Source organism: Kitasatospora sp. NBC_01287, from assembly GCF_026340565.1.
Classification (GTDB): domain Bacteria; phylum Actinomycetota; class Actinomycetes; order Streptomycetales; family Streptomycetaceae; genus Kitasatospora.
The window spans coordinates 309,718-324,710 of the sequence record NZ_JAPEPB010000002.1; the positions used below are offsets into that span (position 1 = coordinate 309,718).

Here is a 14,993-nt window from a genome sequence, read left to right on the forward strand (position 1 = left end):
GCCTGGCGCGGGCCGGCCACTAGTAGCTGTCGTAGCCGGGCTCACCGTTCGGCCGGTAGACGCCGACGACGGTGCCGCCCTTCGTCGTCGAGACGCTGACCGGCTCCAGCGCGGTGGGGATCGCTCCACCGGCGAACAGCCGCTTGCCGGTGCCGATGATCACCGGGTGGATGGTCAGCCGGTACTCGTCGACGAGTCCGTGATGCATGAGGGTCTGGGCGAGGTCGCCGCTGCCGACGACGTTGATGTTGCCGCCGTCGGACGCCTTCAGCCTGCGCACCGCATCGACGGTGTCGCCCTCCAGCAGCGTGGAGTTCTGCCACTCGACGGACGTCAGGGTCCGGGACGCCACGTACTTCTGCATGCTGTTCATCCGATCGGTGAACGGGTTGTCGGGATCGGCATTCGGCCAGTACGACGCGAAGATCTCGTACGTCTTGCGGCCGAGCAGCATCGCGTCGGAGTGCTCGTACCAACCGGCGATGGCCGCGCCGACCTCGTCATCGGACACCGGTTTCTGCCAGCCGCCGTACTTGAAGCCACTCTCGGCGTCCTCGTCCGGGCCGCCCGGCGCCTGCATGACGCCGTCGAGCGTCAGGAACGCGCAGACGATGATCTTGCGCATGGTGTACTCCGTTCGTCGATGGGTAGACGGTACAACCGCCTGGAGCTCATCGGCGGGACTGCCGCGGCGCGGCACCGAGCCCGATCGGCACGATGAGCGCCCACCGGGTCGAGGCGCCGGCAGAAGTGCGGAAAGCAGCGCGCGGTTCGAGCGTCGAGGTACGGCAGGTGGCTGATCAGGGTGCGGTGGATCCACCCTGTCGTCCGGCTGCCCTGGACGGTGACCCTGTACCGCTGGGAGCCGAACGACGAGGTCCACGTCTCGATGATGTCGATCCGGTCGCCCAGGTGAGCCACTCCGACGACGACCGCACCGGTGTCATGGTCGGCCCGGACGTCGGGCGGTGGGTGCGCCAGGGGGTCAGGCCGGGGCCCTGCCCAGGGTGCGGATGGCGGGGACGCAGAGCATGGCGGCGAGGCAGAGCAGGCCGATGACGGAGGAGCCGAGCAGGACGTGGTTCGGGCCGAGGGCGTTGGCGACGGGCCCGGAGAGGGCGCGGCCGAACGGGATCACCATGATCGAGCCGGCGACGTCGTAGGCGGAGACGCGGCTCAGCACGGTGAGGGGGATGTGGGTCTGGATGGTGGTGGCCCACATGACGCCCCAGAAGGCGTAGCCGCAGCCGGCCAGCACACCGGTGAGGAGGGTCACGGTGAAGGACCAGTTGAGCGCGGGGGCCAGCGGGCTGAGGGAGTAGCACAGCATGGCGAGGACACCGGCGACCAGGGGGCGGCGGGGGCGCACCCGCATGCCGAGCAGGCCACCCACGATGGTGCCGGCGCCGTCGGCGGAGGCGATCCAGCCGTAGCCGGCGGAGCCGTGCTGGCGGGTCAGCAGCACGGCGGCGAGCGGGATGGCCGGACCGAAGAGGAAGAGGCCGTAGGTGGACCAGAGCACGATCACGCTCCAGAGCCAGTTGCGGGCCCGGAACTCCTGCCAGCCGATGGCGAGGCGGTGCCAGATCGGCTCGTCGCGGCCTTCGGGGACGGTGCCGAGGCGGCGCAGCGGGAGCAGGCCGAGGGCGCTGGTGGCGAAGGTGGCTGCGATCACCAGGAAGGAGCCGGCAGGGCTCCAGAGGGCGACCAGGAAGCCGGCCAGACCGGGACCGAGCAGGGTGGCGCAGGCCTCCGCGATCCGGAGCAGGGCGTTGGCGCGTTGGATGTCCTCGGCCACCCGGGGCACGATGGCGGCCAGGCCGGGCTGGAACATGGCGGTGGCGGCGCCGCTCAGGGCCAGCAGGGCCATGATGTGCCAGAGCCGGATGTGGCCGGTGGCGAGCAGCAGGCCCAGGGACAGCATGGCGACGGTGCGGACGGCGTCGGCGCCGACCATCATCAGCTGCGGGGTGAACCGGTCGGCGAGCACACCGCCGAAGAGCACGAGCAGGGCGGTGGGTGCCATCCAGGCGGCCAGCGCGTAGCCGACGGCGTTGAGGCCTTCGCCGGCGTGCAGTACGGCGGCGGTCAGCGAGACCATCAGCATGCCGTCGGCGAGCAGCGAGGAGCTGCGGGCCAGGAAGAAGAGTCGGAACGGGCCCGAACGCCAGGGGCTCGGCAAGGTGTCCGGCTGACGATCCGTGAGCTGGTCGGTGGTCATCTTCCGCTTCCTTCCGCGAGGGGGCGCAGTGCGCGCCAGTCGCCGCCGGCGGGCGCGGCGGGCACCAGGACGTACCGGCGCGGGGCCAGCACACCGGTGCGGGCCGGGAGCCGGGCCAGCAGCGCGGTGTGGGCCGCCGCGGGGGTGAGGGGCCGGCCGCCGGTGGCGATCCAGGCGGTGAGGGTGCCGTCGTCCTCGTCGGCGACGTGCGCGGGCAGGCCGTCGAGGGCCTCGGAGAGGGCTTCGGCGATGGCCTGCGGCCGGACCCAGCAACCGTCCACCCGCTGCCAGTCGGGGCCGCGGTCGGCCGGCGCGACACCGGTGACCGCGGTCAGGTCGGCCAGCGGGAGGTCGCCTTCGGCGGCCGCTTCCAGCAGGCGGAGCAGGCCGGTGAGGAAGCCCTCGGCCTCGGTGCGCTCGAAGAGCGCGGGATCGGCCCAGAGCGAGAGGTGGAGCAGCGGGTCGATCTGGTGGGCGAAGCCGAGGAGCCGGGTGGGCAGGGCCTGGGTGGGACCCCAGGTGAGCTCCGCCTCGGGCAGGTCGGTGCGGTCGGACTCGCCCAGGAAGGCGTTGAGCGCGCTGACGTCGTTGAAGACCACGTCGCGGGCGAAGTGGCTGCCGCGCTCGGTGGTGGTGCGGTCGATCATCTCCCAGAGCCGGTGGGCGTCGAACCGGCCGTGCCGGTAGGCGTTGAGCGCGGCGCCCCAGGTCTTGCGCAGCAGGCCGTCGAAGCCCGGCACCCGCAGGTCGAGGAGGAGCAGCGCGTCCTGGGAGAGCGGGGTGATCGAGCGGGCCAGCCGGGAGTTGAAGCGGTTGGCGGTGGGCATCGCGGTGACGCAGGCGCGCTGGCCGGCCCGGTGGCCGACCAGCGCGCACCAGGCGGCGAGCAGTACGGTGGCGGGCGGTGCGCCGGTGCGTTCGGCGGTGCGGGCGAGCGCCCGCGCGCCGCGCCGGGAGCGCAGGGTGAGCCGGGGTGCCGGGCCGTCGGCGTTCTCGAGTCGCGGTTCGGCGAACACGGCCTGGGGGCCGGTGCGGATCACCTGCTCCCAATGCCGCATCGCGGCCTCGGACTTGAGCTTCCCGTCCGGGCTCGTCTCCTCGGCGGCGAGCTCGATCGGGGTGAGGCTGTCGGGCGCGGGCAGGTCGGCGCCGCCCAGCAGCGCCAGCCAGTCCTCGCGCAGCACGGCCAGCGCGCCGCCGTCGGTGAACACGTGGTTGGCCGCCACCGCGAGGTGAACGGGCTCGCCGCGTACGGTGAGCAGCGAGAACCGCAGCGGCAGTTCCTCGGCGAGCCGGAAGTCCCGGTCGCGGTCCCGGCGGGCCAGCTCGTCGGCGATTCGCGGCAGGTCGGCCGGCAGGTCGACGTGCAGGTCCTCCCGGTCCACCACGATGACGGTGAACTCGCCTTCCGCGAGCACCAGTTGCTCGTCGTGGTGGGGCAGCACGGTGCGCAGCGCCTCGTGCCGCAGCACCAGGGCGCGCAGCGCGTCCAGCACGGCCGCCGTGGTGCTGCCGTGCGGCACCGGCCAGACGTCGTGGATGTTGGTGAGCGCGGCGCCGTCGCGCAGCAGACAGCGCAGCATGTTGGACTGCCCCATGGTGAGCGGGCCCGAGCGCTCGGCGCCGCCACGGAAGGTGAGGGTGTGCTTCATCCGGCGAGCTCCGTCCGGGCGGCCGCTTCGATCAGCGCGGGCCAGGCGTCGGTGAGTCGGGCGAAATCGTCGAGATCGCGGACGGTGTCGGTGAGCAGCCGCGCGCGCCGGTCGGCCAGGGCGTCGGCGGCCTGCGCCCAGGGGCCGCCGAGCCGGCGGTAGCAGCGGTCCAGCACGTCGAGCCGTTCGGCGTTGCCGGTCTGCTCGACCTCGGCGACGGAGCGGACGAGGTCGGCCACCGTGGCGTTGTCCAGCAGCCCGTCGGGAGTGAACAGGTCGGCCGCGGCCAGCCGGGCGTAGAGCGCCTCCAGGTACGGCGCGGCCAGGAAGTACTTGGCCAGCCGCTCCTGGTAGGCGAGGAATCCGGGGCCCGTGCGCCGCTCGTCGGTGTGGAAGTTGACGATGTGCCGGTTGTGCAGCACTCCGGGCAGGCCGGCCCGCTGGACCAGGTGGATCAGGAAGTAGTCGCTGCCGATGGTGTCGATGGCCGGCGGCAGTGGGACCCTGCCCCACACACCCGCGTCGAGCGCGATGTTGCACATGTCCACCCGGGTCGCGCTGACGTGCGTCAGGGTGGTCCGGTCGTGGGTGAACGCGGTGCTGCCGGCCCCCCGGAAGGACTCCCGCACCAGGTGGTCGCGCCAGATCGGCGGGCAGTCGGCCGGGATGGACAGCCCGATGATCTCCCGGTACACCTCCGGGTCGGCCTGCTGGATCGCCGCCAGGTCCACCGACATGGCGCCGATGAACGAGCCGCCGACCAGCGCCACCGGCAGCGGCGCGGCGGCCGGCGGCAGCCGGTCGGTGCTCAGCAGCGGCGCCACCTCGGCCGCGCGGCGGCCGATCGCCGTCAGCTCGTGGTCGATCGGGTAGACGGGAACGCCCGCCAGCTCCTGGTAGCGGCTGTCGGAGTCGCGGCGGTGCACGGAGGAGCAGCCGAGGGCGGCGGCGAGCAGGAAGGCACGGTTGGTGCAGGCGCCGTAGGAGACCCCGGCGGGCAGCAGCAGATCCAGCAGCAGCTTCGGCTCGGGCGCCCCGGAGCGCTCGACCGCCTCGGCCAGGAAGGCGCGTTGGGCGGCTTCGTCGATGTGGTGGACGACCACACCCGGTGCCGCCGGCAGCTCGGCGACCGTGGCGCGGTGGGCGGTGAGCGCGGGGCCGCCGCAGGAGTCCAGGACGAGCACGTGCACCTGGGCGTCGAACCGCGCCGCGCCGTGGGCGGCTTCGGCGGCCAGAGCGGCGATGGCCGGGGCGCAGTCCCGGTTGGTGGGCAGTGCCAGGCAGACCCGCGTCGTCACACCGGCTCCCCGTGCCAGGCCTTGAGCCCCAGCAGCTTGCTGCCCAGGTCGGTCAGCTCGGCGGTGGGGTAGCGCTCGGACTCGTGCAGCACCGGGTCGCCGACCAGGGTGCGGTTCCAGCGCGGGGTGCGCAGGTGCTGCCAGGAGTTGATCCGGGACTGCCGCAGCCGGTCGTGCTCCTCCAGGGCGGGCATCATCGACAGGTACTGGACCGCCCGCACGCCGTCCACCGAGGTGTTGCGCGCCACTCCGTGGGCCAGCAGGCCGTTCCAGATCAGCAGGTCGCCTGGGTGCAGGTCGGGCCGCACCACGGGGAACTCCGCGCGGTCGACCGCCGGGCGCAACGGGTCCCGGCCGGCCGGCTGGGCCACCCGCCACTGCTCGAACTGCCGGAACAGCTCCGGGTCGCACTGGAACCCGCCGGTCTCCGGGCTGGTGTGGTTGAGCGCGATGATGCCCTGCACCCGCTGCGGCGGCACGCCGATCACGGTGTCGATGTCCCAGTGCAGCTCGATGTCGAAGCCGCGGTCGGTGGGCTCGATCAGCGCCCGGTCGCGGTTGCGCACGTTCGGCGGGTTGAGGTTGAGCCGGTCCAGGGTGACCCAGAGTTCCTCGCAGTCCCAGACGTCCGCGAACGCGTCGTAGACCCGCTGCGACTGCCGGCTGTTCCAGAGCAACTGGTGGTGGTATGCCTCGACGAAGCCGTAGACGTGCAACTGCCGGTCCAGCTCGGTGCGCCACGGCCGGTCGGCGTACCAGCCCTCCCGGTCGTCGGGGCTCAGGCCCTGGAACTCCCAGGTGAAGTCCAGCAGTTCGCGGGCCGACCGAGCCGGTATGGCCTCGCGCACGATCACGTAGCCGTAGGTCTGCCAGTGCGCGAACTGCTCCTCGGAGAGCACCCGCAGCGGCCGCGACTTCTGGAGTTCGCGCAACGTGGTCTGGGCGAGGTACGACTCGCCGTCGTTGCTGAAGTACGGCCGCTCGCTCGCCGCCCGGTAGAGGCGGGGACGGGGACTGGGCGCAGATGTCATCACGTGCGGGCCTCCGGAGGGCGGGACGGGCGAGGGAGTACGCCAGGGCAGGTGGCGACCAGGAGGGGGACACGCCCTCCGGCAGGCTCGCTGTCGCAAAGATTGGTCCAGACCACATCTCCTGTCAAGTCGCCTTTAAATCAGGGGACATGTCAAATTTTTACTATCGCACCGGGTGAACCGGACTGCGGATCGGAGCCGTTGTCTCCTCACGAAAAGGAGGCACTTGCCATGACCGACACCATGGGCCTGCCGGAGATTCGGCTCAACAGCCCCGGCCCCGGCCTCATCCCGCTGGACCCGACCCACACCGCGCTCCTGGGCGGGTTGAACGACCTGCTCACCGGCCTGGCCACCCGCCTCGCCGCCCCCGAGGTCACCGGGCCGCCGCTGCTGCCCGCCGAGCAGCTCGCCCGGCTGGACTACTTCCGCAACTTCCCCCATCTGGGCCTCAGCGCGGGCAGGTTCGCCGCCGAGAGCCACGACGCCCTGGCCGGCGGCGCGGCCCCCGCGGGGCTCCCGCTGGAGCCCACCGGCTACCTGCTGCCCTCCGCGACCTGCTACGGGCTGCTGCTCAGCCTGGCCGGCCAGGACATCGGCACGGACGGCCTGCGGCTGTCCGCCGTCGGCCGATGCTTCCGCAACGAGACCCACTACGACGGGCTGCGGCGGCTCTGGGGCTTCACCATGCGCGAGGTGGTGTTCCTGGGCGGCAAGGACGAGGCCACCCAGCACCTCGACCGAGGAGCCGAGTTCATTCTGGAGGCAGCAGGCCGACTGGGCCTGGAGCTGACCCGGGCCGCCGCCGACGACCCGTTCTACGACAAGGGCGGTTCCCGCGCCCGGCTGATGGCACTGGACCCGGTCAAGCACGAGTTCCTCGCCCCGGACGGCACCGCCATCGCCTCCGTCAACCGCCACCGCAACTTCTTCGGCGAGCGCCTGGAGATCACCGCCGGCGAGCAGGGCCCCGTCCACAGCTCCTGTGTCGCCTTCGGGCTGGAGCGCTGGGTGCACGCGATGGTCCTGACCCACGGCACGCCCGAGCGGGCACTGGCCCGACTCGCCCGCGCCTGACCCCGCCCTTCCAACGCCCCCCTCTTTTGACGACCCCCTTTCCAACGACCCCACCGTCTCGACCGAGGAGAACCATGGACCGCGTCACCGCCTGGCTGCACCACAAGAACCCCGGCCTGGACGGGCCGATCGCCACCGACGAGGACCTGATCGAGGCGCGCTTGATCGACTCGATGGACTTCCTGGACTTCGTCGACCTGCTGGAGGGCATCACCGGCAACGGCATCGACCTTCAGGAGGTCACCATCGACGACTTCCGCACCCTGGACCGGATACACGAGCGGTTCCTCGCCGTCCGATGACCCGGGTGCTGGCCGCGACCACGGCCGAAGTCCTGGCGGAGCTGGACCCCGGCCTGCTCGCCGACTGGGAGCGGCGGCGGCTGCGGCGCATCCGGGTGCCGGCCCGCCGGGCCGACGTCACGGCCGCCCGCCTGCTGCTCCGCCGGTGCGTGGCGGAACAACTCGGCTGCCTCATCGCCGAGGTGACGATCGGTCAGGTGTGTCCGGAATGCGATGCCCCGGGCCATGGCCGGCCGTACCTGCCGGGCCGTCCGGACACCGGGATCAGCCTGAGCCACGCCGATGGCATGGTCGCCGTCGCGGCCGGCCCCGGCCCGGTCGGCATCGACCTGGAACCGCTCGACCGCCCACTCCCGCGCCCGCTGCACCGGCTGTTCCCGCAGGCCACCGGCGACCCGGCCCGCCTGCTGCGTCTCTGGGTCCGCCGTGAAGCCGAACTGAAGTCCGGCGGCACCGGTTTGCCGGTACGGGAGTGGACGGACCGCCGATTGGGCGCCGTGCTGGCGGTAGCGGGTGGTCCGGCCGCGGCGTGAAGCTGCCGCGGTCGCCTTCTACCGCCGCGCCGACCGGGTCGGCTCCACCGGTACAACGGCTACCCGCACCCGGCGACATCCGGCCGCACCCGGCCGGGGACGGGGGCCGCCGGGTGCGGGGCTGGTGATCCCAGGCCCCCGGGTGGAGCTCAGGCTGCCCGGGGCGAGCGGGTTCGGCGGAGCCCGCGCCATGGTCGTTGACCGTCATTCGGTTGGCGCACCACGGGATATCGCACAGTTGGGGCCCGCCGAGTCCAGCCGCACCGCTCCGCCGGTCACGCTCCTCAATGAGGCCTCACCGAGAAAGCCTCATTGACCATCTGCCCTTCGCTGGGTGGGAGCTGCGATCACGGGCCAGGAGTGGCGCGCTGCGACACGCCGAGCCCGCTTTTCGCGGAGTTCAAAGATCCTTGAGATCTCGCAATGGTTCGCATGCATTGTTATGGCGTTCGAGTGAGGCCCCTCTTCGGAGGGTGCAGGTGGCCCAGCGAAACAGCGAGCCCGTGCACGATATGGCCGTGATCACACGAAGCGGATTTCTCACCGCCACCTCCGGCACGGACCCGGCCCCGGCCGCAGCCACGCGCCCGGCTGCGGCCGGGGCCGGGTCCGTCGCCTCGGGCGTCGAAGCCGCACTGCGGGTCACCACCGATGCCTGACCAAGGCGCGCCTCCTCCGATCCCGACGCTCCCCGACACCCCGGCCACCTGCAATCCGTCCGAGCCGCCGCCGACTCCCCCTACCGCATCCCCCGAACCGGCGAGCCCGCCCGCCGCCTCCTCACCCCCGCCGACCAGCGCATTACCCACCGCCGGCTCTCCAGCGCCGTCACCTGCTGTGCCCGCCACGCCCGCCATGCCCGCCATGCCCGCCATGCCCGCCATGCCCGCCATGCCCGCCGCAGCCTCCCCCCACCAGGCCGACACGCCACGGCCCGGAGCCCTCAGCCCGACGAAACCGTCCGCCTCACCACCGGCCCAGCCACCTCAGCGGCCCGCCGCCACCGTGGTGCCCACGCACCCCGAGCCACCGCCTCCCCCGCAGACCCGGCCTGGACGAACCACGGCACCGGCCACCACCTCGGCGGCACCGCCCACGCCGATCAGCGCCCAACCGGCCCTCACCCCGCAGACCGTGGCCTCACCCGCCGCTGCCGCCGCCCAGCCAGGCCAACCACCCCACGACATGGTGGTGCTCCTGACCACGCTCCTCCTGGTGATCGTCCTCATCCCCGCCCTGACATCCGCCTGCAGCCAGAGCTGGAGAAACCGTTGATCTTCATCCTCATCCCAGCCGCGGCGGTTGCCTACGCCATCGGCCTTCTCGCCTTCCTGCGACGGCGCAGGCCCGCCGACACCTCCCCGCACAGCGCCCTGGCCCCGGTCCCGAACCTGCTGGCCTCCATCGTCGTCCTGCTGTCCAGCTTCGAGGTGGTCACCGGGTGGGCCGCGCACACCACCGCCCAGGCGGTCCACCCGCCCGAGGTCGTCTTCGGCATCGACGTCCTCGCCTCCGCCGCCCTCCTCGCCTACCCCGCCCTCGCCGGACTCCCGTTCACCCCTCGGTACCAGGTCCTCGTCGGCCTCTTCGCGGCCCTGGTGGGCGCCGTCGTCGCGCTGTCCTGGCGCTTCCAGCACTGACGCACGCACAGCGCAGCCCGTACCGGGCGATCCGGGACGGCGCGCTCACGGCGTGCCGAGGGCGGCCTCCTCGCGGTCCAGGTCGTGCTGCAGGCTCCTGCGGGTGGCGTCGCTGATCCGGTGCTCGTCGTAGAGGCGGTGCAGTTCCGTGCTCTGGACAGCGATCACCTCGTGCCACAGCTCGCGGTAGGCGGCGTCCGCGGTGCTGCCGTCCGGGCCGTCGACGCTCTGGTCGAGGCGGGCGATCAGCCCGCGCCGGACCCGGTCGATCACGGCCTCGGGCATCGCCTCCAGCGAGGCGAAGTCGTCGACGAGGGCGAGCGCGGCGCGGTCGAGCGCCTCGCGGGCGTCCACCTCCTCGCGGGCGGTGTGCTCGGGCTCGAGCACCAGGCCGGAGCGGTTGACCACGGCCGCCAGGCTGAAGCCCTGGACGACCAGGGTGAGGACCACGACCGCCGTCGTCAGCACCAGCACCAGCGGGCGGCCGACCAGGGCGGCGCCGTCGCTCGCGGCGAGCGGGATCGACAGGGCCGCGGCCAGCGGCATCACGCCCCTGGTGCCGGCCCAGGTCACCACCCCGGCCACCCGCCAGGACAGCCGGCCCCGGGAGGGCTTGACCGCCCGGGTCAGCGGCAGCGTCGACAGCACCCGCACCGCGATCAGCACCGCCGCCAGGGCGAGCGCCTGAAGCGGCCACCAGCCGCTGCCCGCGGGCAGGTTCCGCACCAGCGCGGGCAGCTCCAGGCCAACGATGCTGAACACCACGCTCTCCAGGATGAACACCACCACCGCGTAGACGGCGTGCAGTTGGAGGCGGATGTGGGCGTCGGTGAGGCGGTGGCCGCTCCGGCCGAGCAGGACACCGGCGACGACGACCGAGGTGATGCCGGAGGTGTGCGCGGCCTCCCCCACCACGTACGCCGCGTACGGGGTGATCAGGGCGATCACCGTCTCCAGCACCGGGTCCGTGGTGCGGCGGCGGATCAGCCACACCAGGCCCGCGACCGCCGCGCCGATCAGGCTTCCACCGCCCCCGAGCAGCAGGAACTCCCCGCCCGCCGCGGGAAGGCTCACCGCCGCCCCGGTGGCCACGGCGATCCCCGCGGCGACCTTGAACAGCACCAGCGAGGTCGCGTCGTTGAACAGGCTCTCGGCCTGCACCAGGACCTGGACCCGGCCCGGCAGCGCGAGCCGGCGCCCGAGCGCGGTGACCGCCACCGGATCGGTGGAGGACAGGACGGCGCCCAGCACGAAGGCCATCGCCGGTGGCAGCCCGGTCACCGCGACCGCCGCGAAGCCGACGGCCGCCGCCGAAGCGAAGACCAGGCCGAACGCGAGGATCGTCACGGGCTTCCAGACCGCCCGCAGATCGCGCAGCGACAGTTCCTCGGCGGAGGCGTACAGCAGCGGCGGCAGCACGACCAGCGCGATCGCCTGCGGCGGGACGCGCAACGCGGGCACGCCGGGTATCAGCGCCGCTCCGAGACCGGCCAGGACCAGCAGCGATGGTGCGGGCACCCGCCAGCGCCGGGCGAAGGTGGCCACGGCGGTGGCCAGGACCACCAGGAAGAGAACGATCCCCACAGCGCGCATCCGCGGAAGCCTCCATCACGACGAGCGGGGGCACCGCCGCCCGATCGCCGCGGTCGTCCCCCGAGCCGACCAGACTTCCCGGCACACCAAAGGTAATTTTGTCGGGATTTTAGCAGTGCTCGGCGGGGGTGACGGCGGGCGCCCGCCCCCGAAGCACCGGCCCCCGGGCCGGAAGCGCTCCGGCCACGACAGCGGGCGATCACGGGTTCACGATGGAAGAGCGTGTACGTCGTCCTCAGCGACCGAAGGGAGCCGGCGATGGGCAAGCCCGTCATCGTGGGTGTGGACTCGTCACAGGCCAGCAGGGACGCGCTCGACTGGGCGGCCCGGGAGGCTTCACTGCGTGGCGAGCCGCTGAGCGTCCGCCACATCTGGGGCGAGGAGACCGTGCGGTCGCCCGACGGCCGGGAGTCGCCGCCCAGCAGGCAGGCCGGCGAAGCGCTGCTCGACGAGGTGCTCTCCCAGGCCCTGCGGCGCTACCCCGACCTGGAAGTCTCGATCGAGCTGTCGGACGGGCGGCTGCGCGACGCGATGACCGAGGCCGCGCACAGCGCGGACCTGCTGGTGCTGGGCGCGCGCGGGTCGGGTGGCTTCCCCGGGCTGCTCGTGGGCTCCACCAGCCTCTCCGTCGCCGCACGCGCCGCCTGCCCGGTGGTGGTGGTCCGACCCGCCGATGCCGGGCCGGCCACCGGCGGGGTGGTCGCGGGTGTCCACGGCGACCGGGGGGACGACGAAGTGCTGGGTTTCGCCTTCGAGTTCGCCCAGCGGCGCGGCCTGCCGCTGCTGGCCGTCCACGCCTGGTCCTACCCGCTGATCACGATGCCCGGCCACGCCAACCCCCCGGTCTTCGAGGAGAGCCACATCGCCGCGGAGCGGGCCCGGCTGGTCGCCGAGGTGCTGGCCGGCTGGCGTGAGCGGTTCCCCGAGGTCGACGTCACCGGGACGGCCGTGCGGGCCCAGCCGGCCGGGGAGTTGGTCACGCGCTCACACGAGCGCCAACTGGTCGTGGTGGGCCGGCGCGGCGAGCCGCACGGCCCGCTCGGCCGCCTGGGCTCGACGAGCCAGGCCACCGTCCTCCACGCGGCCTGCCCGGTCGCCGTCGTGCCCACCTGACCCGCGCCGACCGGACCGCCGGCGATGGCCGGACCTCGGACGGGCTGAGCCCCGGTTCACCGGCATCGCGGGGGTTCACGGCCCGGGGACGGGTCCAGCGCGCGATCGAGCGCACTCCTCCCTCGCCTCCGGTCCCTCGTCTCCCAGTCCCTCGCCTCCGGTCCCTCGTCTCCCGGTCCCTCGTCTCCGGTCCCTCGTCTCCCGGTCTATCGTTCCCCTGGTCGCAGGTGGTCTGCGGGGGCGAGGAGCGGGTTGTGGAGACGTTGCGGCGGCGCCTGGGCGTGTTCGACGCCGTGGTGATCGGACTGGGCTCGATGATCGGCGCGGGGATCTTCGCCGCGCTCGCCCCGGCCGCCCACGCGGCGGGCTCCGGCCTGCTGATCGCCCTGGCCGTGGCGGCCGTGGTGGCCTTCTGCAACGCCACCTCCTCCGCCCGGTTGGCCGCCCGCCACCCGCAGTCCGGCGGCACCTACGTCTACGGCCGCGAACGGCTCGGCCCGTTCTGGGGCTACCTGGCGGGCTGGGCGTTCGTGGTCGGCAAGACCGCCTCCTGCGCGGCGATGGCGCTGACGGTCGGCTCGTACGTCTGGCCGGGGCGGGAGCACCTCGTCGCCGTCGCCGCGGTGGTGGCGCTGACGGCGGTGAACTACGCCGGAGTACAGAAGGCGGCCTGGCTCACCCGCTTGATCGTGGCGGCCGTCCTGGCCGTGCTGGCCGCCGTGGTCACCGCCTGCCTGGCCGGGGGCACGGCCGTCGCGGCCCAGCTGGACGTCGGCGCGGACGCGCGCCCCGGCGGCATACTCCAGGCCGCCGGGCTGCTCTTCTTCGCCTTCGCCGGCTACGCCCGGATCGCGACCCTGGGCGAGGAGGTCCGTGACCCCGGCCGCACCATCCCCCGCGCGATCCCGCTGGCGCTGGGCATCACGCTGGCCGTCTACACGGCCGTGGCGGTCGCGGTGCTGGCCGTGCTCGGCCCGGACCGCCTCGCCCAGGCCACCGCACCGCTCGCCGACGCGGTCCGCGCGGCCGGTGCCCCGGGCCTGGTGCCGGTGGTGCGGGCGGGCGCCGCCGTCGCCTCGCTCGGCTCGCTGCTCGCGCTCATCCTCGGCGTCTCGCGCACCACCCTGGCGATGGCCCGCGACCACCACCTGCCGCCTACGCTCGCCGCCGTCCACCCGCGCTTCCACGTCCCGCACCGCGCCGAGCTCGCCGTGGGCACGGTGGTCGCCGTCCTCGCCGCGACGACGGACGTACGCGGCGCGATCGGCTTCTCCTCGTTCGGTGTGCTGGCCTACTACGCCGTGGCCAACGCCGCCGCCTGGACCCTCACCCCCGCCGAGGGCCGGCCACCCCGCGTCGTCCCCGTCCTCGGCGCGGCCGGCTGCCTCGCCCTGGCCCTCTCCCTACCGGCCGCCTCGGTGCTCTCGGGAGCCCTGGTGCTCGCCCTGGGCGCCGCCGCCTACGGCCTGCGCCAGGCGGTCACCCGCGACTGACCTGAACCACGGCTCCCCGTCTTCGTGCCCGCCGACCGCACCGCGCACGGTCGTCCGGCAGCGCTGCCGGACGACCGTGCGCGGTGCGGGCCGCGATTCAGACGACTTTCAGAGGAGCGGAACATGGCATTTCCGGCGCGCCGCCGCCAGCATTGACGGCACTACGTCAAGTCGGCGTCCCGGCGGTGGCGCTCCACCGCACTGCTCCGGAGTCCGCTGGGCCGGCCACGGTGCCCGACTCGTCCGCCGGGCCGTCCGCCCGGTGTCCCCAACTGCCCGGAGGCCCTCATGCCCCTGTCCGCCGTCCCCCGTGCCCGCTTACTGGCCCGCGTGCCCGCCGCGCTGCTCTGCCTCGCGGTGTCCTGGATCCACGTCCAGGACCAGGGCGGCTTCCCCGGCGACAAGACACCGCACTACGTCGGCGTGGGCTACTACCTGCTGGAGGCGGCGGGCGTGCTCTGCGCGGTGCTGCTCCTCGCCGGCGGCCGGCCGCGCGCGTTCCGCGGCGACGCCCACCCCGTCGCGTGGCTGCTCGCCGCCGGTGTGGCCGTCGGCCCCCTGCTGGGCTTCGTCCTCTCCCGGGGGCCCGGCCTGCCCGACTACAGCGACGACAAGGGCAACTGGACCGAACCCCTCGCCCTGATCAGCGTCGCCGTGGAGGGCGCCCTGCTGATCACGGCCGCCGCGGTCCTGCTGGCCGTGTCCAGGACGGCGCGGACCGCCCCGGGGCGGCGCGTGCCCAGCGCCTCCACCGCCGGCTGACCGAAACAGGGACCGGGACCGAAGCCCGGACCGGGACCGAAGCCGGGACCGGAACCGAAGCCGGGGCCGAACCCGTCGGGCCGTCACCCCGGTCGGATCCTGACGCACCGTCATCGCGGCTGGATCCGGCCGGATCCCCGGCAGGCGGCCGCCGGTGGCCACTGCCCCGGTCAGCCGCCCGGAAGCCGATTCGTCCGGTACCGGGCGGTCGTTCCCCGCTCGGTCACCGACTGTTTCCACGGCGCTGGGCCGTTGGCGGCCCGTACCTGCGAACCTCC

The 14,993-nt window shown here is 73.5% G+C and carries 14 protein-coding genes; 8 read left to right on the plus strand and 6 right to left on the minus strand.

What is annotated here, in order from left to right; all coding sequences use genetic code 11:
- Window positions 1-19: 19 nt before the first annotated feature.
- The 5 genes from OG455_RS38260 to OG455_RS38280 all read right to left on the minus strand — a co-directional run bounded on the left by OG455_RS38260 (window position 20) and on the right by OG455_RS38280 (window position 6,202).
- Window positions 20-625 (minus strand): dihydrofolate reductase family protein, encoded by a 606-nt coding sequence (locus tag OG455_RS38260; protein ID WP_266301366.1) that lies wholly within the window; start codon window positions 623-625, stop codon window positions 20-22.
- 360 nt (window positions 626-985) lie between these two features.
- A complete protein-coding gene (locus tag OG455_RS38265) occupies window positions 986-2,221 on the minus strand; it encodes an MFS transporter (protein WP_266301367.1) in 1,236 nt (411 codons plus the stop codon).
- On the minus strand, window positions 2,218-3,873 hold the full coding sequence (locus OG455_RS38270; RefSeq protein ID WP_266301368.1) for a condensation domain-containing protein: 1,656 nt from the start codon (window positions 3,871-3,873) through the stop codon (window positions 2,218-2,220). Before OG455_RS38270 ends, OG455_RS38265 begins: the two co-directional genes overlap by 4 nt.
- A complete protein-coding gene (locus OG455_RS38275) occupies window positions 3,870-5,171 on the minus strand; it encodes a DUF6271 family protein (protein ID WP_266301369.1) in 1,302 nt (433 codons plus the stop codon). The genes OG455_RS38270 and OG455_RS38275 overlap by 4 nt, the downstream gene beginning before the upstream one ends.
- Complete coding sequence (locus OG455_RS38280; RefSeq protein ID WP_266301370.1) at window positions 5,168-6,202, minus strand: phytanoyl-CoA dioxygenase family protein; 1,035 nt, start codon at window positions 6,200-6,202, stop codon at window positions 5,168-5,170. Before OG455_RS38280 ends, OG455_RS38275 begins: the two co-directional genes overlap by 4 nt.
- Before the next feature lie 231 nt (window positions 6,203-6,433).
- Here OG455_RS38280 and OG455_RS38285 point away from each other — a divergent pair, with 231 nt between their 5' ends.
- The 5 genes from OG455_RS38285 to OG455_RS38305 all read left to right on the plus strand — a co-directional run bounded on the left by OG455_RS38285 (window position 6,434) and on the right by OG455_RS38305 (window position 9,754).
- On the plus strand, window positions 6,434-7,279 hold the full coding sequence (locus OG455_RS38285; protein ID WP_266301371.1) for a hypothetical protein: 846 nt from the start codon (window positions 6,434-6,436) through the stop codon (window positions 7,277-7,279).
- 74 nt (window positions 7,280-7,353) lie between these two features.
- A complete protein-coding gene (locus OG455_RS38290) occupies window positions 7,354-7,581 on the plus strand; it encodes an acyl carrier protein (protein ID WP_266301372.1) in 228 nt (75 codons plus the stop codon).
- A gap of 5 nt (window positions 7,582-7,586) precedes the next feature.
- A complete protein-coding gene (locus OG455_RS38295; protein ID WP_266301373.1) occupies window positions 7,587-8,114 on the plus strand; it encodes a 4'-phosphopantetheinyl transferase superfamily protein in 528 nt (175 codons plus the stop codon).
- A gap of 518 nt (window positions 8,115-8,632) precedes the next feature.
- Window positions 8,633-8,773, plus strand: coding sequence for a hypothetical protein (locus OG455_RS38300; RefSeq protein ID WP_266301374.1), 141 nt, complete (start codon window positions 8,633-8,635; stop codon window positions 8,771-8,773).
- 612 nt (window positions 8,774-9,385) lie between these two features.
- On the plus strand, window positions 9,386-9,754 hold the full coding sequence (locus tag OG455_RS38305; RefSeq protein WP_266301375.1) for a hypothetical protein: 369 nt from the start codon (window positions 9,386-9,388) through the stop codon (window positions 9,752-9,754).
- Window positions 9,755-9,799: 45 nt separating this feature from the next.
- Here the strand turns inward: OG455_RS38305 and OG455_RS38310 are convergent, their stop codons facing one another.
- Entirely contained in the window at window positions 9,800-11,347 is a 1,548-nt protein-coding gene (locus tag OG455_RS38310; protein ID WP_266301376.1) for a Na+/H+ antiporter, read from the minus strand.
- A gap of 258 nt (window positions 11,348-11,605) precedes the next feature.
- Between OG455_RS38310 and OG455_RS38315 the strand changes: the two genes are divergently transcribed.
- The 3 genes from OG455_RS38315 (at window position 11,606) to OG455_RS38325 (ending at window position 14,715) form a co-directional block, all read left to right on the plus strand.
- Complete coding sequence (locus tag OG455_RS38315) at window positions 11,606-12,460, plus strand: universal stress protein (RefSeq protein ID WP_266301377.1); 855 nt, start codon at window positions 11,606-11,608, stop codon at window positions 12,458-12,460.
- A 254-nt stretch (window positions 12,461-12,714) separates the two neighbouring features.
- Window positions 12,715-13,953 carry an APC family permease gene (locus OG455_RS38320; RefSeq protein ID WP_266301378.1) on the plus strand — a complete coding sequence of 413 codons (1,239 nt, stop codon included), beginning with the start codon at window positions 12,715-12,717 and terminating at the stop codon, window positions 13,951-13,953.
- A 288-nt stretch (window positions 13,954-14,241) separates the two neighbouring features.
- A complete protein-coding gene (locus OG455_RS38325) occupies window positions 14,242-14,715 on the plus strand; it encodes a hypothetical protein (protein WP_266301379.1) in 474 nt (157 codons plus the stop codon).
- Window positions 14,716-14,993: the final 278 nt, after the last annotated feature.